Annotated in this window: 23 protein-coding genes and 1 riboswitch; of the genes, 20 read left to right on the forward strand and 3 right to left on the reverse strand. The window is 46.3% G+C overall.

The window, feature by feature from the left end:
- The first annotated feature begins 52 nt into the window (after positions 1–52).
- The 6 genes from JOC37_RS05435 (at position 53) to bioA (ending at position 5,884) form a co-directional block, all read left to right on the forward strand.
- Positions 53–850: a MerR family transcriptional regulator gene (locus tag JOC37_RS05435; RefSeq protein WP_204616914.1), complete on the forward strand. Its 798-nt coding sequence runs from the start codon at positions 53–55 to the stop codon at positions 848–850.
- A gap of 160 nt (positions 851–1,010) precedes the next feature.
- The gene (gene bioD, locus JOC37_RS05440) at positions 1,011–1,718 is read left to right on the forward strand and encodes a dethiobiotin synthase (protein ID WP_204616916.1); all 708 of its coding nucleotides are present in this window, start codon (positions 1,011–1,013) and stop codon (positions 1,716–1,718) included.
- Entirely contained in the window at positions 1,715–2,896 is a 1,182-nt protein-coding gene (bioF, locus tag JOC37_RS05445) for an 8-amino-7-oxononanoate synthase (protein ID WP_204616918.1), read from the forward strand. The genes bioD and bioF overlap by 4 nt, the downstream gene beginning before the upstream one ends.
- Positions 2,897–2,898: 2 nt before the next feature.
- Positions 2,899–3,675: an alpha/beta fold hydrolase gene (locus tag JOC37_RS05450; RefSeq protein WP_204616920.1), complete on the forward strand. Its 777-nt coding sequence runs from the start codon at positions 2,899–2,901 to the stop codon at positions 3,673–3,675.
- A gap of 3 nt (positions 3,676–3,678) precedes the next feature.
- Entirely contained in the window at positions 3,679–4,521 is an 843-nt protein-coding gene (bioC, locus tag JOC37_RS05455; RefSeq protein WP_204616922.1) for a malonyl-ACP O-methyltransferase BioC, read from the forward strand.
- Position 4,522: 1 nt separating this feature from the next.
- Complete coding sequence (gene bioA / locus JOC37_RS05460) at positions 4,523–5,884, forward strand: adenosylmethionine--8-amino-7-oxononanoate transaminase (RefSeq protein WP_238480773.1); 1,362 nt, start codon at positions 4,523–4,525, stop codon at positions 5,882–5,884.
- A gap of 60 nt (positions 5,885–5,944) precedes the next feature.
- Here bioA and ribB read toward each other — a convergent pair whose 3' ends face one another.
- Together ribB and ppsA are read right to left on the reverse strand one after the other, a co-directional pair.
- Positions 5,945–6,598, reverse strand: coding sequence for a 3,4-dihydroxy-2-butanone-4-phosphate synthase (ribB, locus tag JOC37_RS05465; protein ID WP_204616924.1), 654 nt, complete (start codon positions 6,596–6,598; stop codon positions 5,945–5,947).
- A 123-nt stretch (positions 6,599–6,721) separates the two neighbouring features.
- Positions 6,722–6,873: riboswitch (FMN riboswitch) on the reverse strand.
- A gap of 221 nt (positions 6,874–7,094) precedes the next feature.
- Positions 7,095–9,764, reverse strand: coding sequence for a phosphoenolpyruvate synthase (ppsA, locus tag JOC37_RS05470; RefSeq protein WP_204616926.1), 2,670 nt, complete (start codon positions 9,762–9,764; stop codon positions 7,095–7,097).
- A 530-nt stretch (positions 9,765–10,294) separates the two neighbouring features.
- On the opposite strand from ppsA, the gene JOC37_RS13440 reads away from it, so the two are divergent.
- Together JOC37_RS13440 and JOC37_RS05480 are read left to right on the forward strand one after the other, a co-directional pair.
- Entirely contained in the window at positions 10,295–10,567 is a 273-nt protein-coding gene (locus tag JOC37_RS13440; protein WP_338017343.1) for a recombinase RecA family protein, read from the forward strand.
- Positions 10,568–10,790: 223 nt separating this feature from the next.
- Positions 10,791–12,209: an alanine/glycine:cation symporter family protein gene (locus tag JOC37_RS05480; RefSeq protein WP_204616928.1), complete on the forward strand. Its 1,419-nt coding sequence runs from the start codon at positions 10,791–10,793 to the stop codon at positions 12,207–12,209.
- A 77-nt stretch (positions 12,210–12,286) separates the two neighbouring features.
- Here the strand turns inward: JOC37_RS05480 and JOC37_RS05485 are convergent, their stop codons facing one another.
- Entirely contained in the window at positions 12,287–13,084 is a 798-nt protein-coding gene (locus JOC37_RS05485; RefSeq protein WP_204616929.1) for a MerR family transcriptional regulator, read from the reverse strand.
- A gap of 352 nt (positions 13,085–13,436) precedes the next feature.
- Here JOC37_RS05485 and JOC37_RS05490 point away from each other — a divergent pair, with 352 nt between their 5' ends.
- The 12 genes from JOC37_RS05490 to JOC37_RS05545 all read left to right on the forward strand — a co-directional run bounded on the left by JOC37_RS05490 (position 13,437) and on the right by JOC37_RS05545 (position 22,734).
- Positions 13,437–13,742 carry a (2Fe-2S)-binding protein gene (locus JOC37_RS05490; protein ID WP_204616931.1) on the forward strand — a complete coding sequence of 102 codons (306 nt, stop codon included), beginning with the start codon at positions 13,437–13,439 and terminating at the stop codon, positions 13,740–13,742.
- On the forward strand, positions 13,739–14,815 hold the full coding sequence (locus tag JOC37_RS05495) for an FAD-dependent oxidoreductase (RefSeq protein ID WP_204616933.1): 1,077 nt from the start codon (positions 13,739–13,741) through the stop codon (positions 14,813–14,815). The genes JOC37_RS05490 and JOC37_RS05495 overlap by 4 nt, the downstream gene beginning before the upstream one ends.
- Before the next feature lie 25 nt (positions 14,816–14,840).
- The gene (locus JOC37_RS05500; protein ID WP_204616935.1) at positions 14,841–15,335 is read left to right on the forward strand and encodes a 4Fe-4S binding protein; all 495 of its coding nucleotides are present in this window, start codon (positions 14,841–14,843) and stop codon (positions 15,333–15,335) included.
- Complete coding sequence (locus tag JOC37_RS05505; protein WP_204616937.1) at positions 15,336–15,632, forward strand: (2Fe-2S)-binding protein; 297 nt, start codon at positions 15,336–15,338, stop codon at positions 15,630–15,632.
- Positions 15,625–16,773: an NAD(P)/FAD-dependent oxidoreductase gene (locus tag JOC37_RS05510; protein WP_204616939.1), complete on the forward strand. Its 1,149-nt coding sequence runs from the start codon at positions 15,625–15,627 to the stop codon at positions 16,771–16,773. The genes JOC37_RS05505 and JOC37_RS05510 overlap by 8 nt, the downstream gene beginning before the upstream one ends.
- Before the next feature lie 142 nt (positions 16,774–16,915).
- Positions 16,916–17,296, forward strand: a complete 381-nt coding sequence (locus JOC37_RS05515) for a 4Fe-4S binding protein (protein WP_204616941.1) — start codon at positions 16,916–16,918, stop codon at positions 17,294–17,296.
- Between the two features lie 33 nt (positions 17,297–17,329).
- A complete protein-coding gene (locus JOC37_RS05520; protein WP_204616943.1) occupies positions 17,330–19,483 on the forward strand; it encodes an aldehyde ferredoxin oxidoreductase family protein in 2,154 nt (717 codons plus the stop codon).
- Between the two features lie 21 nt (positions 19,484–19,504).
- On the forward strand, positions 19,505–19,702 hold the full coding sequence (gene thiS / locus JOC37_RS05525) for a sulfur carrier protein ThiS (RefSeq protein ID WP_204616945.1): 198 nt from the start codon (positions 19,505–19,507) through the stop codon (positions 19,700–19,702).
- Positions 19,703–19,982: 280 nt separating this feature from the next.
- On the forward strand, positions 19,983–20,207 hold the full coding sequence (locus JOC37_RS05530; RefSeq protein ID WP_338017342.1) for an ATP-binding protein: 225 nt from the start codon (positions 19,983–19,985) through the stop codon (positions 20,205–20,207).
- Positions 20,204–21,334: a 2-oxoacid:acceptor oxidoreductase subunit alpha gene (locus JOC37_RS05535; RefSeq protein ID WP_204616946.1), complete on the forward strand. Its 1,131-nt coding sequence runs from the start codon at positions 20,204–20,206 to the stop codon at positions 21,332–21,334. The genes JOC37_RS05530 and JOC37_RS05535 overlap by 4 nt, the downstream gene beginning before the upstream one ends.
- Before the next feature lies 1 nt (position 21,335).
- Positions 21,336–22,160 carry a 2-oxoacid:ferredoxin oxidoreductase subunit beta gene (locus JOC37_RS05540; RefSeq protein WP_204616948.1) on the forward strand — a complete coding sequence of 275 codons (825 nt, stop codon included), beginning with the start codon at positions 21,336–21,338 and terminating at the stop codon, positions 22,158–22,160.
- A 1-nt stretch (position 22,161) separates the two neighbouring features.
- A complete protein-coding gene (locus JOC37_RS05545; RefSeq protein ID WP_204616950.1) occupies positions 22,162–22,734 on the forward strand; it encodes a 2-oxoacid:acceptor oxidoreductase family protein in 573 nt (190 codons plus the stop codon).
- Positions 22,735–22,762 lie beyond the last annotated feature (28 nt).

Here is a 22,762-nt window from a genome sequence, read left to right on the forward strand (position 1 = left end):
GACCTTAGGGCAGGCTTTAAACTAAAAATACACCGGTGTAAAGGAGAAAAACATGTATACCATCGGCCAGTTTTCAAAAATATGCAAAGTGACAGTAAAGGCGCTGCGCCATTATGAAAAAATCGGGTTAATTACCCCGGATAAAGTGGAAGAGAGTAACAAATATCGCTATTACAGTAAGGAACAGGTATCCTTAATCAAAAAAATCTCTTTTTTAAAGGAATTAGGTGTTCCTCTAAAATTAGTTAAACAAATAATTGATAAAGAAACTATTCCGGATGAGATAAAAGTTCTTTTAGAGGAGCATCGAAAGATTCTGCTGGAACAACTGGATCTTTGTAACAGTAGGTTGGTTAAACTGGCCTGGTGGGAAAAAACACTGGAGGGAAAAGAACTGACCGAAGCTAAAAATTACGATATTCGTATTAGAGGAGTAGCGGAAACCCCTGTTCGTTCATTAAGGAAACATATAAAGGCAAAAGAGATAGCACCCATGATAAGATCGCTCCTGGAGGAAATAAATTCTCTAGGTGGAGTGCATGCCGGGCCTCCGATAATGCTTTTCTTTGATGAAGATTTCAACCCCGAAAATATGGACATGGAAGCAGCTTTGCCGGTATTGGATGTAAACTTGTCTAACAAAACCCTGCCTGCCGTTTTAGCAGCAACCTGCATATACGTAGGGCCTTATGATGGCCTTGAAGACGCATACGAGGCTGTGTTTGCATGGATTAACCAAAACGGATACCGGGCTGAATATCCTACCAGAGAAATATCTTATAATGATCCCCAAACCACACCACCTGAACAGCTGGTTACTGAAATAATTGTACCGGTGACCAAGGTTTAAAGCGGCAACATAATACTTCTTTATAAAAGGTCAATCACAGAAAAAATGTGATTGACCTTTGTCAATTATATAACTGGTTAATCTTTACTTTTACAAGTGAATTTTATATAATCATCGTTAACCAGTAATGTAAATATGGTTAACGAAAGAGGTGTGAAGCTTGCCGGGCTATTTTATTACCGGTACGGATACCGGTGTGGGGAAGACCTTTGTAACGGCATTAATGGCTAACTTGCTGCAAAGGCAGGGACGGAAAGCAGCTGTATACAAGCCAATTGAAACCGGGGGGAAATTTGAAAGACAGCGATATGTATCCAACGATATGGAATTTGTCAAAAATTTAGCCAAACTGCCGCAGCCGGTGACAGAAATGAATACTTACTGTTTACGTGAAGCTGTTTCTCCCAGTTTGGCGGCGGAACTGGAAAACAAAACTATAAATTTAGATTTGATACTAACTCACTTTAATAAACTGCAGGCCAATTATGACTGGGTTTTAGTTGAAGGGGCAGGGGGTATTTGCGTCCCCGTTTCCGGTACTGAAATTTTAATATCTGATCTAATAAAATTATTAAATTTACCGGTAATTGTGGTTGCCAGGCCAAATTTGGGGACCATTAACCATACAGTGCTGACCGTTAAATATGCCCAGAGTATGGGGCTGGTGGTTAAAGGTGTTATTATAAACTATACGCAGAGAAAAGCAGCAACTGTTGTTGAAAAAACAAACCCGCGATATATTGCAGATATTACCGGCGTACCCGTTTTAGGTATCATTCCCTATATGGATGCTGATGAACGGGTTGGTAAATTCTCTGCTCCGGAACAATATTTGAACTGTGAAAAAATCTTTAAGGTGTCAAAATGACTGATTTCTACGGTGAGATGCAAAAAGAATTAGATATTTTAAAAGCCAGCTCTTTGTTTCGCCAAACCATAACCGTTGAAACACCTCCCGAACCGTGGATAGCAGTTGGCAGCCAAACCATGCTGAACCTTGCCGGAAATAACTATCTTGGGCTGGCAAATCACCCGGTCTTAAAAGAGGCAGCGGTACATGCTTTGCAAAAATATGGAACGGGAACAGCCGGTTCCAGGCTGGTGGTGGGAACTTCAGCTTTGCATGAAGAAGTTGAAGAAGCGCTGGCCCGGTTTCAGGGCCGGGAAAGTGCTCTTTTGTTCAGTTCGGGCTATTGTGCCAATTTAGGAGTTATCCAAGCTTTGGTAGGTAGAAACGATTATGTTTTCAGTGACAAGTTGAACCATGCCAGTATTGTTGATGGCATTATACTCAGCAGGGCAAAGCTAAAAAGATACCGGCACAAGGATTTGGATCATTTAGAAAAACTGCTTAAAAATACAACCGCACCCGGGCGAAAACTGATTATCACCGATAGTATTTTCAGTATGGACGGTGATCGGGCACCAATAAAGGAACTGGTGGAATTAAAGCAGCGATACGGTGCAATGCTGATGCTGGACGAAGCCCATGGAGAGGGGGTTTTTGGTCCAAAGGGCCGGGGGTTGGCTGCCCATGAAATGGCAGCTGAGCACATTGACATACATTTGGGAACGCTGAGCAAAGCATTTGGCTGTTTGGGAGCCTATGTGGCTGGCAGTAAAACACTTGTGGATTACTTGCGCAATAAATGCCGTTCTTTTATATATACCACATCTTTACCCCCGGCGGTGTTGGGAAGTATTCTGGGTGCTCTTAAAGTAATTGCCGGTACAGCAGGGGATAGATTGAGAAGGGATTTACGTAATAAATCCAAATGGATGATTAATGAACTGAATAAATTGGGATTTTCTACTTTGGATAGCGACAGTCAAATTATTCCCATTTTGATTCCGGGAAATGATAACGTAATTAATTTTAGTAAAAAGTTAAGGCAGAGGGGGATTTTAGCCCTGCCCATTAGGGTTCCCACTGTACCCAAAAATAGCGAGCGAATCAGGGTTTCTTTAATGGCAACCCACAGCATGCAGGACTTGACTTATGCTGTTGAGCAGTTTGCAAACATTAAAAGAGAGGAAAGGGTTTAATGGTGACAGAGCTTGTTTTTTTACCGGGCTGGGCTCACAGGCCGTCTGTTTGGGTTAAGCAGCAGGTGTTTGCTGAAAGATACCGCTGTCACTTTATCGACCTGGAAGATTACTGGCATAAGCAAAAAATATATAACATTACTCCGGGCCGGTCATTACTTGCTGAAGCTCTAGCAGCGCTGTTAGATGATTTGCAAAATCCGGTTTTGATAGGATGGTCAATGGGGTCTTTGTTGGCCTTGGAAATATCCCTTAAAATGAGGCAGAAGCTTAAAGGATTGATTTTGGTGGGAGCTACTGCCCGCTTTACCACTGATGTTGATTATGCCGGAGGACTGCCGCCGGTTATTGTAAAAAGAATGCAAAGACAGCTGGAAGCGGATATGAATAAAACTTTAACTAAATTTTACAGCCTGATCTTTACTGACGTTGAAAAAGAAGCTGGATTCAGCAGGCAGTTAGCAGATATTTACAATCGAAATAATGCCGATTTTAGCACTGATTTTTTACAGGCGGGGCTGGAATATTTGTTGAAGACGGATTTGCGGGAAGATTTGGCAAAAAGCAGCTGTGGTTGGCCTGCAATACTGCTTGTTCATGGTGGTGATGACAGTATTTGTCCTTTTAAGGGAGGGATAACTTTAGCCAAATTGTTAACTAAAGCAGCAGATGAGGTTAACCTGATTGAACTGCCCAAAGCAGGACATGCCTGTTTTTTTACCAGTGCTGAAGTTTTTAATGAAACAGTTGAAAAATATCTTGTAAAACTGGGTGATTAGATAATGAGTGGTGTTATCAACAAAAAACTGGTTCAGAAGCGTTTTTCCCAGGCGGTTGGCAGCTATGATCAATATGCCTGTATACAAAAAATTATGGCCGGGGAATTACTGCGGCTGCTGGAAGCAGTGAATTTTGCCGGTAAGGTTGAAAAGATTCTGGAAATCGGCTGTGGTACGGGATACTTTACCCAGCTGATTATGCATTCCTTAATGGCAAACAAAAGATTTTCTTCATCAGAAATATTAATTACAGATATTTCTTCAGACATGCTGGAAGTTTGCAAAAACAAAATTAGCAGGCAGTTTGGCTTAAACAATAACCTTTATTTTGTACAAATGGACGGAGAGAAAATAAGTCTTGATAAGCCAGTGGACTTAATTGTTTCTAATGCCGCCTTTCAGTGGTTTCAAGATTTAAACAGTGCTTTGGGTTTGCTGGGGAAAAATTTAAATAAAAATGGCTGGCTGTTTTTTAGTACCTTTGGAGAAAGCACTTTTCAGGAATTGCGTCAAATTTTCAGCTCGGTATTAGGTGATAAGCGGCGGCCGGGGCAGCAGTTTATCTCTGCCCGGGCCTTGGATGAACTGATGGTAAATAACGATTTTAAAGAAGTTAAAGTAATTAAGGATTATTACCGCCAGTACTTTCCTCGAGCAAGGGATTTTTTTGCAGCGATAAAAAAAGTAGGGGCATCAAATGCCTGTACACCCCAAACCGGGTCAAAAGGTTATTTAGGCAAAAAACATTATCGAGATATACTGAATTACTATCAAAAAAATTACAGCACAGTTGAAGGTGTGTACTGCACCTATGAAATTTTGTACTGTTATGGGAGGAAGGCATAAATTGTACTCAAAGAAAACGCTGGAACATTGGGATAAAGAGTATGTTTGGCATCCATTTACTCAAATGCAGCAGTATAGGGAAGAAGAAATATTAATGATAGCCAGAGGGGAAGGCAGCTATTTATATGATTTGGAAGGGAATAAATATCTTGATGCTGTTTCTTCTATTTGGGTTACAGTTCATGGACATGCTCGACCGGAAATTAATAATGCCATTAAGAAACAGTTGGATTTGGTGGCGCACTCCACTCTTCTTGGCCAGGCAAACTTGCCTTCAACTTTGCTGGCCCAAAAACTGGTAGATATAACACCGGAGGGTTTAAATAAAGTATTTTATTCAGATAACGGTGCCACTTCCACAGAAGTAGCCCTTAAACTGGCCTTTCAATACTGGCAGCAAAAAGGTGCGGAATATAAAAGAAAAACTAAATTTATTTCTTTGAAAAAAGGTTATCATGGCGATACCATCGGCTCTGTATCTGTGGGAGGCGTAGATTTGTTTCATGCCATTTTCCGCCCCCTTCTTTTTCAGGGCTATAAGGCAGATGCTCCCTATTGTTATCGCTGTCCCCTTGGTTTGGAAAAAGAGAACTGCGGTTTAGCCTGTACCGGGCAGGTAGAAAAAATAATGAAGAATAATCATGATGAAATAGCGGCGATGATAATGGAACCTGAAATGATTGCTGCCGGGGGCATGCTGGCTGTTCCCAGGGGCTATCTGGCAAAAATTCGTCAGCTGTGCAGTGATTATAATATTTTATTGATTTTAGACGAAGTAGCTGTGGGGTTTGGGCGAACGGGAAAAATGTTTGCTTGTGAACATGAAAATGTATCCCCGGATATTATCTGCCTATCCAAAGGCATTACCGGGGGATATTTGCCTTTGGCTGCCACATTAACCACCGATGAGATTTATAACGCTTTTTTAGGCCTGCCTGAGGAACATAAAAAGTTTACCCACGGCCATTCTTATACCGGTAATCAGCTGGGGTGTGCCGCCGCGCTGGCCAATTTAGATATTTTTGAAAGGGAAAAAACAATAGACAAGCTGCAGCCTAAAATAAGTTTCCTTAATGAACAGTTGAAAAGATTTTGGGAATTGGACAATGTGGGGGATATTAGACAAAAGGGTTTTATGGTCGGCATTGAACTGGTTAAAGATTGTAGAACTAAAGAACCTTATCCCTGCAGCAGTCAGATCGGTCACCGGGTTATTATAGAAGCGCGCAAACGGGGGCTTTTATTACGACCGATAGTGGACGTGATAGAAATTGTACCCCCGTTAACCGTATCTGAAGAGCAGTTAGAATTCATTTGTGAAAATACACTTGCTGCCATTAAAGCAGTTATCGGAAAGGAATAGATTGACCATCGGGAACCCGGTGGAAAAAATAATACCCCGCCATTGTGGCGGGGACTGTTTTCAGCTTGCGTTTTGTTCCAGCGCTTTACGGTATTTTACCAAATCTTCGATTGTGAGTACCGGTATGCTGTGCTTTTCGGCAAAGGCCACTATTTCCGGCAGGCGTGCCATTGTCCCATCGGGATTGGTAAGTTCACACAGCACACCATAGGGTTTCAGCCCCGCCAGGCGCATCAGATCAACGGTTGCTTCGGTATGCCCCTGACGTTCCAGCACACCACCGGGACGGGCTCTTAAGGGAAACACGTGACCGGGGCGGTGGAGATCCTGGGGTTTGGCGTCATCTGCAATAGCTGTTCTTACCGTTGTAACTCGATCGGCGGCAGACACGCCGGTGGTAACTCCCTTTGCTGCTTCGATGGATACGGTAAAGGCGGTTTTGAAGCGGCTGGAGTTGTTTTCCACCATCATCGGCAGCGCCAGCGAACGCACCTTTTCACTGGTCAGACAAAGACAGACAATGCCGCTGCATTCACGGATCAACATGGCCATTTGGGCCTCGGTAATGGATTCAGCGGCAAAAATCAGGTCACCTTCGTTTTCCCGCTGTTCATCATCGGTGACCAGTACGCCCTGGCCGCTGCGCAGCGCATGCAGCGCGTTCTCTACCCGTTCAAACGAGTTACCAAATCGAGTTAGCAGATTCTGATTCATGGTAATCCTCCTTTAATATTTTATAGACTTACCAGAATCAGGGCGCAGAGACAGACAGCTGCCTAAACACACACGGGCAGTCTCGCGCCAGGCGGGATGCCTGTGACTGGTTGCTGCTGGCTGCCTTATCCTCTTTCATCCGGACTTTTACCGTCGGCTCTGGCTTTTCACCAGATCTGCTGACCTCCCTCCGGAACGAAAGGAGCGCTCGCGGGCTCCCCAGCGTAAGCTGGGATACCGCCGGTGGGGACTTTCACCCCGCCCTGAGAATAAGTTATTTAATAATATACAAGTTTTCGAATTGTTGTCAATGGCTGCGGGCTTTCTTTAGGTATTTTTTTCATAAAAAGCTTTAGAACTGTTTTAAATTTCTCATATTACATATTAAAATTCTTAAATAATTGTTAAAAATCCTGCCAAAATCATTAAAATTTTCCGTCGACATCCAGGGGGGTGCTTATCTATGTAGTAAATTATACCGCTTACCACTATCCGGTTACGCACCTCTATCACCTTTCAATATTTGGACGTAACCTTGTGTTCCGTCCATGCGAATATAGTCGCCGTCTTTAATAATCTCGGTTGCTTTATCGATGCCTACAACTGCAGGAATCCCATATTCGCGCGCAACCACTGCCCCGTGAGTCATCATACCGCCGACCTCCATAATCAGACCTTTTGCTGAATTAAAGAGAGGAGTCCATCCCGGATCGGTAAAGGGGGCAACCAATATTTCACCTGGGTTGAGTTTGGCTTCCTCCGGTCTCAGAACCACTCGTGCAACTCCTTCTACAACCCCCGCGGAAACCGGCGTACCGGTCAATGCGCCTTCTGGGGATTCAATATCACGTCGTCTTCCCGTAATCACTTCTCCTTCGCTTGTCATGACGCGAGGAGGAGTGAGTTTTTGGTATTGTTCGTATTTTATTTTTCGTGATTGAACAAGTTCGCGGATGCTGCCGGAAAAACGATTCTCTTCCAATGCTAGAAGTTCTTCCAGTGATAGATAGAATACATCCTGCTCATGTTCCAAGATACCTTTACCAACAAGGGCCCGTCCTTCATCCAAAATGGCTTGCTTGTAAATATCAAAATGCTGAACAATAATGTACTTTGGATGCTCTCGCATTGCCATTCCATTACGAAATACAGTAATAAGGCGGGACATTAGTTTCTTTTTGAGATATCCGCCGCGGATCTTTCCGATACGTGAGAGAATCTCCTTAGCCGCTTGTTCGGCTTCCCTCTCTCCCCGTCTGAACTTCTCCCGATGTTCACCGGGAGCAACACTTCGGATATGGCTCATAATGGACGGTACAAGCAGGGTCGGTGCTTCTCGCCATCGTGGATTGGTTACATCAATTTCACCGGGACAGCGCATCCCGTATTTATCCATAAATTGAACCAGCTTCCTCCCAAATGCATCTCCTCCCCGAATCCGACCAAGCCCTTCATAAAAGGTCTCATCCTTCGCTCTTTGCAGGTAGTCGATCACTTGAGGATACGGCCTTGCTGCATCAGCCAAATCTCCAATCATCAATCCCAGTTCGGTTGTAACATTTCCGGGTAACGATTTCTTTAATTTATTTAACAGGTGAACGCTTTGCTGATCCCCCAACCACTTTTGACTCAGACGTTCGATCAGCTTCCATGCCACAACTCCCGAAAGCGGATAAGGCAGGGCATTCGAGGATAGCAGCAGATTCCCGAGGCTCTCTTGGATTCGTTTGATTCTCTCTGCTCCAAAAACCCCATTCACAAAGCTGTCACATTCTTTAATTGATCGCAGCATGAAATCATTGACGTATTTTATTCCCTGAGAAGGATCCCTGAAAAACAAGTTTTTGATGATGTTTTTGGCAATCGGAAGAACCGTTCGAACCACTTTTCTTTTTACCTGTTTGTTTGGCTTACATTGAATGTCACCGCGTTCGATCAATTCGGATATGGCACTGGCGATTAACTCATCAATACCGCTCAAAACGCGAGGCAAAATCTTTCGAACCGGCTTCAGGCAAAGAAGTTCAGTAATGTCAATAAATAACCTTCCGCCGGCTTCAAGAAATGCATGGCTCTCGGAACGGACCGAACCTTTTTTTCCGAAAGGCATCATGGTGCGCCAAAAGGAAATGGCCAGCGGTTTCATTGCCGCTGTCATCATCTGCTGGTGGCCAAACGAAAAAAACACGTGTAATTTGTCATCCGTGATATGCGGCACTGGATAGAGAGAGGTGATAGGTCGGCTCTGTACGATGTAAAATTTCCCGTCCACCAAACACCATTCAATGTCTTGTTCCGATCTGTAATGTTCCTCAATCTTCTGACCTATTTTCGCCAATTGGAGGATTTTCCGGTCAGACAGCGCCTGGGCTTCTTGTTTTTCGGCAGGGATGTTCTTTGTAATTGTTCCACCTTCCGGCACGGGATAGATCGCGATTTTCTTTCTGGCTATCTGTTTTTTGATGATTTCACCGGACCGAACTTGATATAAATCGGGTGATACAAGCCCAGATACAAGCGCTTCGCCCAAACCAAAACTGGCATTAATGGAAATGATTTTTCGATTACCCGAAATGGGGTCCGCCGTAAACATGATCCCCGACACTTCCGGAAAAACCATTTCTTGGACGACAACCGAAAGAAATACGGAACGATGGTCGAACCCGTTTTTCGCCCGGTATGAGATGGCACGGTCCGTAAACAGAGAAGTCCAGCACCTTTGTATGGCATGGAGCAGTTGCTCCTGCCCTCGTACATTCAAATACGTTTCTTGCTGCCCCGCAAAAGAGGCAGTTGGCAAGTCTTCCGCCGTTGCACTGGAACGAACTGCATACGATTTTCCATCTCCGGTACGTTCCCATGCCTGCAGAATCGCAGATTGAATATCATCGGGCATGGAAATGGATTGCAGGTGTTTCCGAATACGTTGTCCCAATTCACGAATTTCTTCTAAAGAGTCCGGACTTACCCTATCGAGCCGGTTGAAAAGTTCCTCCATCTCTTGACTTGTTTCGATAAATTTACGATAGGCCAAGGTCGTCACGCAAAAACCTTGAGGAACCGGAATTCCTGTTTTTGTCATTTCACCCAGATTTGCTCCCTTTCCGCCCACAAACGGCAAGTGTGTCTTGTCGATCTCTTTGAAATACAACACGTATTTCTCCATTTCATCATCCCTTTCTCTTCGTTTATCTCCTGCGTTTATTTGGCAACCAGAGAGGCTTTATCCGGTCATGTCTACACTTTAAAGAATTTATGGAACCAGGGGAACGTTTATATTATTTATGGTTACTGATCGGCGGGGCAGTCTGCCATTTGCATAAAACCACTCCAATCAGTTTTAAGAAAACCAAGGAAACCAAAAATGTATTTCTGTTTCTAATATAAATCACATTAATATGTTTATAAACAGATTTTTTTCGAGACGCATCGCTGCTTCTTAACATGTAGAAGCCATTTGCAAAATTAGTTTAAACTTAATGGCAGCATAATTGTTAATTTACAATAAAAATTGCCCCCCCTCAATTTCCAGGGAGAAATTAATACGGGGCCGGTGTGGATAAAGAGCCATATGCAGGTGTACAGCCTTCTTGGCCGGGCCGGGTACCCTTATGTCAGGTGCCCGATAAAATCAGGGAGAGATCTAGAGAGTAAAGCAAGAACGCTTGTTATTTTTATAAATCAGCTGAGGGAAAAATCGGTGACCAGTTCGGAAACCCGGAAGTTACAACCGGTGGACGCGCGTTGAAATTCTACAGTACATTAAGGCTGGATGTTAAAAAGGGGCAGAAAATTAAGGGTAAGAATGCAGAAATCATCGGAAGCCGGGTAAAAATCAAAGTTACAAAAAATAAGGTTGCTCCACCGTTTAGGCAAACTGAGGTTGATTTGTATTACGGTGAAGGAATATCACGCGAAACCTGTTTGCTGGACTTGGGAGAGAAGTACAAGGTTATCGAAGGAAATTGAAAAAATTAGTACCAGCCTTTGTTGAAGCAGGTTTTGGAAGAGGGTGGAGATTCAAGGACTGTCCCTGGTTTGTGGTTATTTTACCTAATAGCTGCCAGCGGAAACGAATGATTTTTAAGAAGGAATATATCGATTTTTGACGAATACTACAAGCTAAGTTTTTTAACAGCCGGATTATATACCAGGTTTTCTGCAAGCATAAATAGAAAGGGTTGTTCGTTTCATGGTCAGCTTTTTGGAAAAGTTAGTTTCTGCAAGTAATGAAGTCCTGTCTTATGTACTAATTGTATTACTGATTGGTTTGGGAATTTATTTTACTTTTAAAACTAATTTTGTGCAGTTTAGGCTGATAGGTGAAATGCTTAGGTTATTGGGAAATGGTGTGGGAGCCTCTTCCCAAAAACTAAAAGGGGTTTCCTCTTTCCAGGCTTTTTGCATCAGTACCGCCTCAAGGGTTGGAACCGGTAACCTGGCGGGTGTAGCCATTGCCATTACAGTGGGTGGCCCCGGGGCGATATTTTGGATGTGGCTGATTGCCGTCATTGGTGCAGCCTCCGGTTTTGTTGAAAGTACGCTGGCCCAGATTTATAAAGTGAAGGGTGACAAGGGGTACAGGGGCGGCCCTGCCTACTACATGGAAAGGGCTCTTAACCAGAGATGGATGGGTGTTCTTTTTGCCATTTTAATTACTTTGTGTTTTGGACTGGTGTTTAACTCTGTACAGGCCAATACCATTGCACTGGCCTTTGAAACAGCGTACGGGGTAGATAGGTTTAACATGGGATTGGTTTTGGCGGTTATTACGGCCTTCATTATCTTCGGAGGAATAAAAAGAATTGCCAAAGTTTCCCAGTGGATGGTGCCGATTATGGCGGGCGGGTATATATTAATTGCTGTATTTGTTATTTTAAAGAATTTTTCTGCCGTTCCGACGGTACTTATGACTATTGTCAGCAGTGCCTTCGGATTTAAAGAAGCTGTTGGCGGCGGAATCGGTGCGGCTTTGATGATGGGAATGAAAAGAGGGCTTTTCTCCAACGAGGCCGGGATGGGAAGTGTACCCAATGCTGCTGCGGCGGCTGAAGTAAGCCACCCGGTAAAACAGGGCCTTATCCAATCACTGGGTGTATTTGCAGATACACTTTTGGTTTGCAGTGCCACTGCCTTTATAATTTTATTATCTGATGCTTATACCACAGAGGGACTGACGGGGATTGAACTTACCCAAGCGGCCCTTAGTTCTCATATTGGCTCCTGGGCCACCAATGCGGTTGCCGTTATGGTTTTCCTTTTTGCACTTAGTTCGGTGATTGGAAACTATTATTACGGGGAAACCAATATTGAATTTATAAAATCAAGTAAGGTTTGGCTGTTTGTTTACCGGCTGGCGGTAGTGGGAATGGTTCTTTTTGGAGCGATGGCAGAGATTAAAATTGTATGGGATATGGCGGACTTATTTATGAGTTTAATGGCGCTGACCAATTTGGTTGCCATTGCTCTGCTGGGTAAAATTGCCCATGCTGCTTTAAAAGATTACATTGGACAAAAAAAGGCAGGAAAAGACCCTGTATTCCATGTGAGTAATATTGAGGGATTAAAAAATGTTGAATGCTGGGGAAAAGAGAGCACAAAAACACTATAGAAGTGTGCTAAGTGTCAAATCCCTTGCCCAATACTGGGGCAAGGGATTTTTGGCTGCTGGGCTGCTGCAGCATGCTGTTACTGCTTCTCCACCGGTATAATTATTTCCGAAACCAGCTTCTCTGCCGGTGTGGTCCGGGGGTCGTTGAGGCTTATTTGCCTGGTGGGGTATTTTTCCCGGTACCCGTTCCGGTTAATCCATGAGAATATGGCCTCGTATGCTTCGTCAAGCCGGTCATAGGGTCCCACGTGTATGCAGGTTGCTGCTAGCACTGCGGGAAGGGTTTTGCCGGCCAGGCTGCTGTTTCCCACCGGCCATGCTATTTCCAAATCCGTTTTGTCGGGGTTGAACTCTTCATCGTAAAAAAGCAGTATCGGTGGGCCGGCGGGTACCCCGCCCAAAGAATGTATTTCCTCCTGTACGGATCTAATTACCGGTCCGGTCTTTTGGATGGCAATTTTCTTTCTCAAAGAGCGGACGAAGATTTCCGGTATATCTCTTATACGGATGTCGTAATGTTTAGTTTCGGTCATTTTTTTTACCTCCAGTGATTTTTGCCACCGGGCCAATTTAACCAGCCTGCTGTTGTAAAGATCTAACTGCTGGATGAGATACTGGCGGTGTTCTTCTAAAATAACCCGAATTTCTTCCGGCTGTGTTATTTTGTCATTAATTTCAGCAATGATTTTTAATGGAATTCCCAGTTCCTTAAGAAAACAGATGTTTTTAACTACCGGTATTTGATCACTGGTGTAGTAGCGGTACTGGTTATTTTCATCCACCTTGGCCGGGACAAGCAGGCCGATATTTTCATAGTGGCGCAAAGCTCTTGTGGTAACTTTGCAGATTTTTGAAAATTGGCCGATGGTATACATATTTATTCTCTCCTTTGCACCGGTGCAGTTTTAGTTTAAAGGTTAACGCTGTGTTAAAGTCAATATCTTTTTTAAAAAATTTTTAAACTGCCGTGATTTTTCAGAATAGTGTCAAAAGTGTCAGTGTTGTGTCAGTGTGTACAGAAAGCAGACGTTTGTATACTGTATAAGAACAAAAGCGTGCTTATATATAAGTTATTTGCAGGTTATATCATATCTTTTTGCGTATATTTTCTTTGTTTTTTACTGGATTTTAAGTTTATACAAATATTTAAGCGGTGCCGGCGCCGGCACCGCTGTTTTTTGGTACGGTTATTGCATAAAACATGTGCTGAGGGGAGGTATCAGGTAGATGCGGGTAAATGAACATCCCATTCTCAATTTCACAAAGGGTAAAAAAGTGAAGTTTTATTACAATGGTCAGCAGTTAGAAGGTTATGAAGGGGAGACCATTGCTGCTGCGCTGCACGCCAATGGCGTGCGGGTGATGAGAGAAAGCATCCGTTTACACCGTCCCAGGGGACTTTTTTGCAACATCGGCAACTGTTCATCCTGCTTGATGATTGTAAACGGCAAACCCAACGTAAGGGTATGCGTAGAAAAATTACAGGAAGGTATGGTTGTAGAAACCCAGAGAGGGAAGGGTGAATTAAAGTGAGACATACCGAAATTTGTATTGTCGGCGGCGGGCCGGCGGGATTAACAGCGGCACTCAGGGCGGCTGCGCTGGGAGCGGCGGTGCTCCTGATAGACCGCAATGATTATCTCGGCGGCCAGTTAATTAAGCAGACTCACCGCTTTTTTGGTTCCAAGCAGCAAAGGGCATCGGAACGGGGGATCAACATTGCCCGGGAGCTGGCATATGCGGTGCAGGAGGAAGAAAAAATTACGGTGCTCACCGAAGCCACCGCGCTGGGATATTACAAAGACGGTGTTGTACTGGTGGAGCAAAATGAAAAAATCATTAAGATCAAGCCTAAAAAACTAATAGTGGCCACAGGCGGGGCGGAAAAGACCCTGCTTTTCCCCAACAATGACCTGCCCGGGGTTTACGGGGCCGGGGCAGTACAAACCCTGGTCAATGTGTATGGTGTTAAACCGGGCAAAAGGGTATTAATGGTTGGTGCCGGCAACATCGGTGTGATTGTAAGTTACCAGCTGCTGCAGGCCGGGGTGGAAGTGGCCGGTATTGTGGAAGCGGCTCCAAGGATTGGTGCTTACTGGGTGCATGCTTCCAAGGTGGTGAGGGCCGGGGTGCCCATTTACACCAGCCACACCATTAAGCGGGCCTGGGGTGAAAGTGAAGTTGAAGGGGCCACCATTGTCCAGCTGGACGAAAATTGGCAGCCCATTGAAGGAACAGAAAAGGATTTTGACGTGGACGTTATTTGTCTTTCGGTGGGTTTAAGCCCCCTGACCGAACTGTTATGGCAGGCCGGGTGTAAAATGGAGTTTGTTCCCGAATTGGGCGGCCGCGTGCCGGTTAGAAACGAAAACCTGGAGACGTCGGTACCGGGTATTTATGTGGCCGGGGACGTCAGCGGTATTGAAGAGGCATCGGCAGCCATGATGGAGGGGGCGCTGGCCGGTTTAAACGCTGCCCGGGCTCTGGGTTATAACGCCCCGGATCTGCTGCAGCGGAAAGCTGAAATATTAAAAGAACTGGAAGGCCTGCGATCCGGGCCGGTGGGAGAAAAGATAAGAACCGGTCTGGCAAAGGTTACCTGTTAGGTTCAAGGAAGGGAGGAGCTTTTAAATGCTAGCGCAAAACGGTGTGCCCGCGCCGGAAGACCTGGCCGAAGTTATGCCCAGTGAAGAAAGGCTGGCCCGGGGGCCGGTGGCCATGGCCGAGTGCTTTCAAAATATACCCTGTGATCCCTGCTATCACAGCTGCAGGCGGCAGGCTATTAAACCCTTTAGCGATATCAACGACCGGCCGCAAATAGACCATGAGCTGTGCAATGGCTGCGGAATGTGCCTCAGCCGCTGCCCCGGTTTAGCTATATTTGTAATTGACCAAACGTACGGTGAAAAAGAAGCCCTGGTGAAAATTCCTTATGAGTACCTGCCCCTGCCCGGTGAAGGCGATGTGGTGGAAGCGGTAAACCGGGCAGGTGAAACGGTGGGGGAAGCCAGGGTGGCCAAGGTACAGAGCGGGGCTAAACTGGATGGCACCGCCATTGTCTGGCTGGTGGTACCAAGGGAGCTGTCTATGGAAGTGCGTCACTTTAAGATAAAGGGGGGGCGGTAAATGGCAGGCTGCAGCTGTAAAGATAAAGATGTAAATATTGTTTGCCGTTGTGAAGACATAACCATTGAAGAAGTCCGTGCCTATATAGATAAAGGAATCACGGATTTAGAGCAGTTAAAACGGCTGCTGCGCGTGGGAATGGGTCCCTGTCAGGGGCGCACCTGTACACCGGTGATAGTGCGGGAAATAGCGGCAGCCACCGGAAAACCGGTGGGGGAGGTTCCGCTAACCGCATTCCGGCCGCCAACCGCACCGGTTAAACTGGGAGTACTGGCAAGGGGTGAAGAAGATGATTAAAACCGCAGATGCAGTGGTAATTGGCGGCGGTATTGTGGGCTGTTCCACCGCTTATAACCTGGCCAAAAAGGGTTTGAAAAAGGTGGTGCTGGTGGAGGAAAAATACCTGGCCAGCGGGGCCACCGGGCGCTGCGGTGCCGGTGTGCGGATGCAGTGGGGTACGGAACCAAACTGCGTGCTTTCCCGGGACAGCATCAAAATGTTTGAAACACTGGAAGAGGATTTAGGTTATAAAGAGAGCATAGAATTTAAACAAAGCGGCTACCTGCTGCTGGCCTATAACGAAAAAATGGTGGAGCAGTTTCACAAAAACCTTGGTTTGCAGCACCGGTTGGGTATTCCCTCCCGCTGGGTAACCCCGGAGGAGTGCAAAGAGTTGATACCTCACTTAAGTTTGCAGGGGCTGCGTGGGGGAACCTTCTGTCCCAAAGACGGTCACTGCAATCCCTTTAAAGCCACCGATGCCTATGCCCAGGCTGCCAAGCGCCTGGGGGTGGAAATAATGACCTATACCAAGGTAACCGGCCTGATTAAAGAGGGAGACAGGATTAAAGGGGTGGAAACCACCGCCGGTACCATTGAAACACCGCTGGTAATCAGCTGTGCCGGGGCATACACCAGGGAACTGGGACGCATGGTGGGGGTTGAGCTGCCCATTTACCCGGAGCGGCACCAGATACTGGTGACCGAGCCGGTTGCTCCCATGCAGGGTCCCATGGCCATGTCCTTTTACCACGGCATTTACTGCCAGCAGGTACCCCACGGCGGCTTTGTAATGGGATTGGGTGATCCCAATGAAATTAAAGATTACGATCAAGATTCCAGTTGGCAGTTCCTGCACGAAATGGCGGCAAAAGTTACATTTATACTGCCGGTGTTGAAGGAACTGCGGGTAGTTCGCCAGTGGGCCGGCCTTTATGACCTGACTCCGGATAAAACTCAAATTTTAGGTGCCATACCGGAAGTGCCGGGCTTCTTTGTGGCGGCAGGGTTTTCCGGCCACGGCTTTATGATCGCCCCTGTGGTAGGCAAACTGATGGCTGAAGTGATGCTGGGTGAAGAACCGGAGTATCCCATTGATATGTATGGGGTTAAGCGTTTTGAAAGCGGCAATCTTTACGAGGAACCGGCGGTTGTTTAAGTGAAGACAAATATTATTTTATTAAAAGTGACTTCCCTCCGGAAGGAGGCGAAGTCACTTATAGCGTTGCCCTAAAACTTATAACATCAGTTTCTAAAAAACAACAAAATAATCTTTGTTTATTTTTGGAGGTGAGCAGAAATTGAAAAAGTTGGTTAAAAATGAAAAGCTGTGCACGGCATGTGGAGCCTGCCAGCGGATTTGTTCCCAAACTTACTTTAAAGAAGATAACAAAGAAAAATCTGCCATTGGAATCAAAGCAGAAGACAGCGGCACCACCATAATTGCCTGCAGCCAGTGCGGCGAATGTATAGACCTCTGCCCGGCAGAAGCCATTTACCGGGATCAAAAGGGGGTTGTGAGAATTAAGAACAGTATTTGCGTTGGCTGTTTTTCATGCGTTGGGTTTTGTCCCGAAGGGGCCATGTTTTACCATGGAGATTATACAGAACCATTTAAATGTACTGCCTGCGGGCTGTGTGTAAAAGAATGCCCCTCCGGTGCAATTACCATCCAAGGATAACAGGACAAAAAAATGATTGGGGAGGCGGAGCAATTGACTGTAAGTAAATTAAAGGAAAGTCACAAACTGCTGGCCGAATACAAATATGTACCGGCAAAAGTTGATAAGGGATATACCAATAAATCGTTATATGTAAACTTGTCCGGCAATAAAATTAAAGCAAAAGAAGTAACCGCGATGATGAAGGAAAAATTCATCGGCGGCAGGGGATTTGGCCTTTGGTACCTGTGGAATGCGGTGACACCGCAGACCAAATGGAACGATCCGGAAAATGAAATTATCATTTCCCCCGGTCCGGTGGCCGGTATTACCCAGTATCCCGGGGCGGGCAAGTCGCTGGTGGTAACTTTATCTCCCAACACCCAAACGGTGGTTGACAGCAATGTGGGCGGTTATTTCGGGCCGCTGTTGAAGTTTTCCGGTTGGGATGCCCTGGAGGTACAGGGTAAGGCGGAGAATGACGTTGTTATTTTCATTGATGGCAGCGAAGGGGTAGTAAGGGTGGAAGAAGCACCGGAAGAGGCTGTAGACAGTCACCTGTTGGCCGAACAGTTAACAGAGCTTTATGCAGATTGTGAAGAAGACAAAAGGAATATTTCCGTTGTATCTGCCGGCACAGCGGCCGACAATACCATGCTGGGCATGCTGAACTTTTCATTTTATGATCCGAGAAGAAAAACGGTGCGGTTGAAGCAGGCCGGCCGGGGCGGCATTGGAACGGTACTGAGAGATAAAAAGATAAAAGGTATTGTAGTTAAATTTAAAGGCCTGAAGGGTAATTTAAACAACCCGGCTGATTTTGCCAAGATAGTTAACACCGGGGTTAAACTGCATAAAGAAATCAACCGGCTGGACGACTACCAAAATAGAATGCGGCACAACGGTACCACCTTCCTGGCCGGGATAATGAATGACTATGATTTGCTGCCCACCTGCAACTTTAAATTTGGTTCCCACCCGGAGGGTGAAAAAATTGCCGCTCCAAACTGGGTGAAAATGTTTGATGCGGGTAAGGCTGACGGGTGCTGGTACGGATGTACACTGGCCTGTTCCAAGGTGGTATGCGGCTTTGAATTAAAGACCGGCCCTTACAAAGGTCAAAAAGTGGTTGTTGACGGGCCGGAGTATGAAACCATTGCCGGTGTTGGCTCCAACTGCGGCATATTCGACCGGGATTATATTTTGGAGTGCAATTTCTACTGTGATACCTACGGTATAGATACCATATCCTTTGGTACTACCACCGCATTTATTATGGAATGCTACGAAAACGGCATCATCAACAAGGAGATAACCGGCGGCTTAGAACTGAACTTTGGCAGCAAAGAAGCAGCTATGGAACTGCTGCACCAGATGGCCAGGGGAGAAGGCTTTGGGAAAATTGCCGGTTTGGGTATTAAAAGACTGAAAGAGATATTTGTAAGGGAATACGGTGCCGATGCCGGTTTCCTCAACGATATCGGCATGGAAGCCAAGGGATTGGAATATGCAGAGTATGTAAGTAAGGAATCGCTGGTGCAGCAGGCCGGCTTTGGCCTGGCGAACAAAGGACCCCAGCATGACGAAGCCTGGTTGATTTTTATGGATATGGTGAACAACCAGCTGCCCACCTTTGAAGATAAGGCTGAAGCTTTACACTACTTCCCCATGTTTAGAACCTGGCTGGGCTTGGTGGGCCTGTGTAAACTGCCCTGGAACGACATTGTACCGGAAAGTAATAAAGACACCGAAGAACCGGCCAAAATAATTGAACACGTGCAGAACTATGTGGACTTGTTTAATGCGGTAACCGGCCAAAATATTGATATAGATGGTATGATCAGGCAGTCAGAGGGAGTTTATCAATTCCAGAGGGTATTTAACTTGAGAATGGGCTTTGGCACCAGGGAGTATGATAAAGTACCCTATCGATCCATGGGACCGGTTACGGTGGAGGAGTACCAATCCCGGCAGGAAAGATATGATGGCCAGTTAAAAGAGCTGCTGGGCATAGACCCCGAAGGAAAGAGCACTGAAGAAAAGATAAAATTATTAAGAAAGTACCGGGAAGAACAGTATGAAAAAATAACCGATGCCGTTTACGAGAGAAGGGGCTGGACCAAAAACGGTGTTCCCAAACTGGAAACGCTGCAAAAATTTGGCATGGACTTCCCGGAACTGGTGGAGCTGGTAAAGCAGCATCAATAATCAGCACTTGGGAGTGGGCAGATGATTAAAGTTAACGGCAGGGAATTTCCGTGGGAAGAAGGGCTAACGGTTAAGAAACTTTTACAGAAAAAAAATTATACCTTCCCGTCTATAGTGGTAAAAATTAATGACCGAACCATAGCGGAAGATGAATATGCAGATGCATTAATAGAAGACGGGGATGATGTCAAGGTCATTCACCTGATTACAGGTGGTTAAAATATTACAGGCGCGCAGTGTTTATTAAAGAACGTTACCATAGCCGCTGGCTCAGCGGGATAACTTTTTTCAGGATAGTGACAATTTTAAGCAGGAGAATTTTATTAATTGTAGAATAATCTATACAATTTTTATGGCCCAAGATAGCACGGTGTTCAGTTAATTGAATAGATTAGAATAATATTAAAATATAAGCCCGGTTGAAATTTAGGCAACCGGGCTTCAAGCTAAAGGAAATTGTCAAAATTATGCCACTATTAAGAAAGGTGGGACAACAGCGGTGCAAACAGAGGTGGTACCGAAGATTAAAGAAACGGTGGTGAAGGTTAACGAAGCCTGGTGCAAAAAGTGCGGCATTTGCGCTGCTTTCTGCCGGAAGGGGGTTTTAGTACAAAATAAAGATAAAAAAATTTACGTACAAAATCCAGAAAATTGTGTAGGTTGTGGATTTTGTGTCAATTTGTGTCCGGACTATGCCATTACCCTGGAGGTGGTGGAACAATGATGCCGGCCAGGTTAATGCAGGGGAACGAAGCCTGTGCGGAAGGTGCGCTGGCAGCGGGTTTGAGTTTTTATGCCGGCTATCCCATTACGCCATCCACAGAAATTACGGAAATATTGTCCCGTAAACTGCCGGCCCGCGGCGGCCGGTTTATACAAATGGAAGATGAAATAGCCAGTATGGCTGCGGTAATCGGCGCTTCACTAACCGGGGCCAAAGCGTTAACCGCCACCAGCGGGCCCGGTTTTTCCTTAAAGCAGGAAAACATTGGCTTTGCCGCCCTGGCAGAGGTGCCCTGTGTGATAATTAACGTGCAGAGGCTGGGCCCCAGCACCGGCGTGGCCACCGCCCCCGCCCAGGGGGATGTGATGCAGGCTAAGTGGGGTACCCATGGCGATCACCCGGTTATTGTTTTGTCGCCGGCATCGGTGAAAGAGTGTTTTATGTTAACGGTGCGCTCCTTTAACCTGGCGGAACGATTCAGGGTACCGGTGATAATGCTGCTGGATGAAGTGGTGGGGCACATGCGGGAACGGGTGGAACTGCCGGCGGTGGGGGAGTTAAATATTATCAACCGCAGAAAACCGGAGGTTGAACCGCACCGGTATGTGCCGTACCGTGCCGGTGATGATAAGGTCCCCCCCATGGCCTGTTTCGGGGAAGGATACCGCTATCATGTTACCGGGTTAATTCACGATGAAAACGGCTTTGCCACCGAGAAACCGGATGCAGTTCAATCACATTTAAAGCGGCTGCAGGATAAAATATTACTGCATCATTCAGAAATAGTAGACAGCGAGCAGGTAAATACCGGGGAAGCGGAAGTGGTATTAATAGCTTACGGAAGTACCGCCCGGTCGGCAGCCAGGGCCGTGCGCCTGGCCGGGGAAGAAGGATTGAAGGTGGGGTTGTTCCGTCCCATCAGTATCTGGCCTTTCCCGGAACAGCAGCTTAAAGAACTGGCCCGGAAGAAGGTTAAGTTTATTGTTGCCGAGATGAACTTCGGTCAACTGGCACTGGACATTGAACGGCTGGTTGGCGGGCTGTGCCCGGTGCACCGGCTTAACCAGGTAAACGGTGAACTGATAAAACCGGGTACCATTCTGGAAAAAATTAGGGAGGTGTACTGATATGCTGCCGGAGGTTGAGCAGTACTTTCGCATTGAGAAACTGCCCCACATGTGGTGTCCCGGCTGCGGCAACGGCATTGTACTGCATTCACTGGTCAATGCCATATCCGGCTTGGGTTTAAACCAGGATAAAACGGTAATAGTATCCGGTATTGGGTGTGCCTCCCGGGCGGCCGGCTACTTAGATTTCGATACGCTGCACACCACCCACGGCCGGGCACTGGCCTTTGCCACCGGTATAAAATTTTCCCGGCCGGAGCTGAACGTGTTCGTGTTAATGGGTGACGGGGACTGCACTGCCATCGGGGGAAACCATTTAATTCACGCTGCCCGTCGCAACATAAACCTCACGGCCATAGTATTTAATAACCATATTTACGGCATGACCGGGGGACAGTATTCACCGATGACCCCAAGCAAAAAAAGAGCCACCACTGCCGTCTTTGGCAGCGTGGAAAGAGCCTTTAACCTGCCGGAGCTGGTTAAAGGAGCAGGGGCCACCTATGTGGCCAGGGCTACAACCTATCACACCGCTTTACTGACCAATTTAATAATGGAAGCACACAAAAATAAGGGATTTTCCCTAGTTGAAGTTATTACCGCCTGTCCCACCGCTTACGGCCGTTATAACAAACTTGGTTCACCGGCAGAGATGCTGAAAGCGCAGAGGGAAAATGCCGTTAATATAAAAGACCTTCGCGGCAGTAATGGTGAGGTGCCGGAGGGCAAAGTGGTGATTGGAGAGCTCTACCGGGCTGAGGCACCGGAATATATAGAAGAGTACCTTGCTGCAGTGAAAGCACTGCAGGAGAAAGGTGGGAAATAGCATGGCACAGAGCTGGGAAGTACGGTTAAGCGGTTCCGGCGGTCAGGGACTGATATTGGCAGGAATAATCCTGGCCGAAGCGGGAATTTTGGATGGGCAGAACGTGGTGCAGACCCAATCCTACGGGCCTGCCGCCCGCGGCGGTGCAAGCAAGGCGGAGGTTATTATCAGCCCGGGGGATATTGATTATCCCAAGGTGCTGGCCTGCGACGTGCTGCTGGCGCTAAACCAGGAATCTTGCATTAAATATTCCGGGGATTTAAAAAATAACAGTGTCACCATTGTTGATTCGTCACTGGTGAAACACATTCCGCCGGTGGCGGGAAAAATTTATCCCCTGCCCATTACCAAAACAGCCCGCGAAGAAGTGGGCCGCGAACTGGTAGCCAACGTGGTAGCCCTTGGAGCGCTGGTGGGATTAACCGGTGTAGTTTCCCGGGAAGCGATAACCAATGCGCTGATGGCCCGTGTGCCCAGGGGAACGGAAGAACTGAATGCCAAGGCGCTGGAAGTAGGATTTAAAATGGCCGCAGAAGCCCGAAACAGCCAAAAGAATGTTCAGCAGGTTAGTTAGTAGAGCTTTGTTCAGGTGCGCGAAAAGC

The organism is Desulforadius tongensis, assembly GCF_016907915.1.
In the GTDB taxonomy this organism is placed as follows: domain Bacteria; phylum Bacillota; class Desulfotomaculia; order Desulfotomaculales; family Desulfohalotomaculaceae; genus Desulforadius; species Desulforadius tongensis.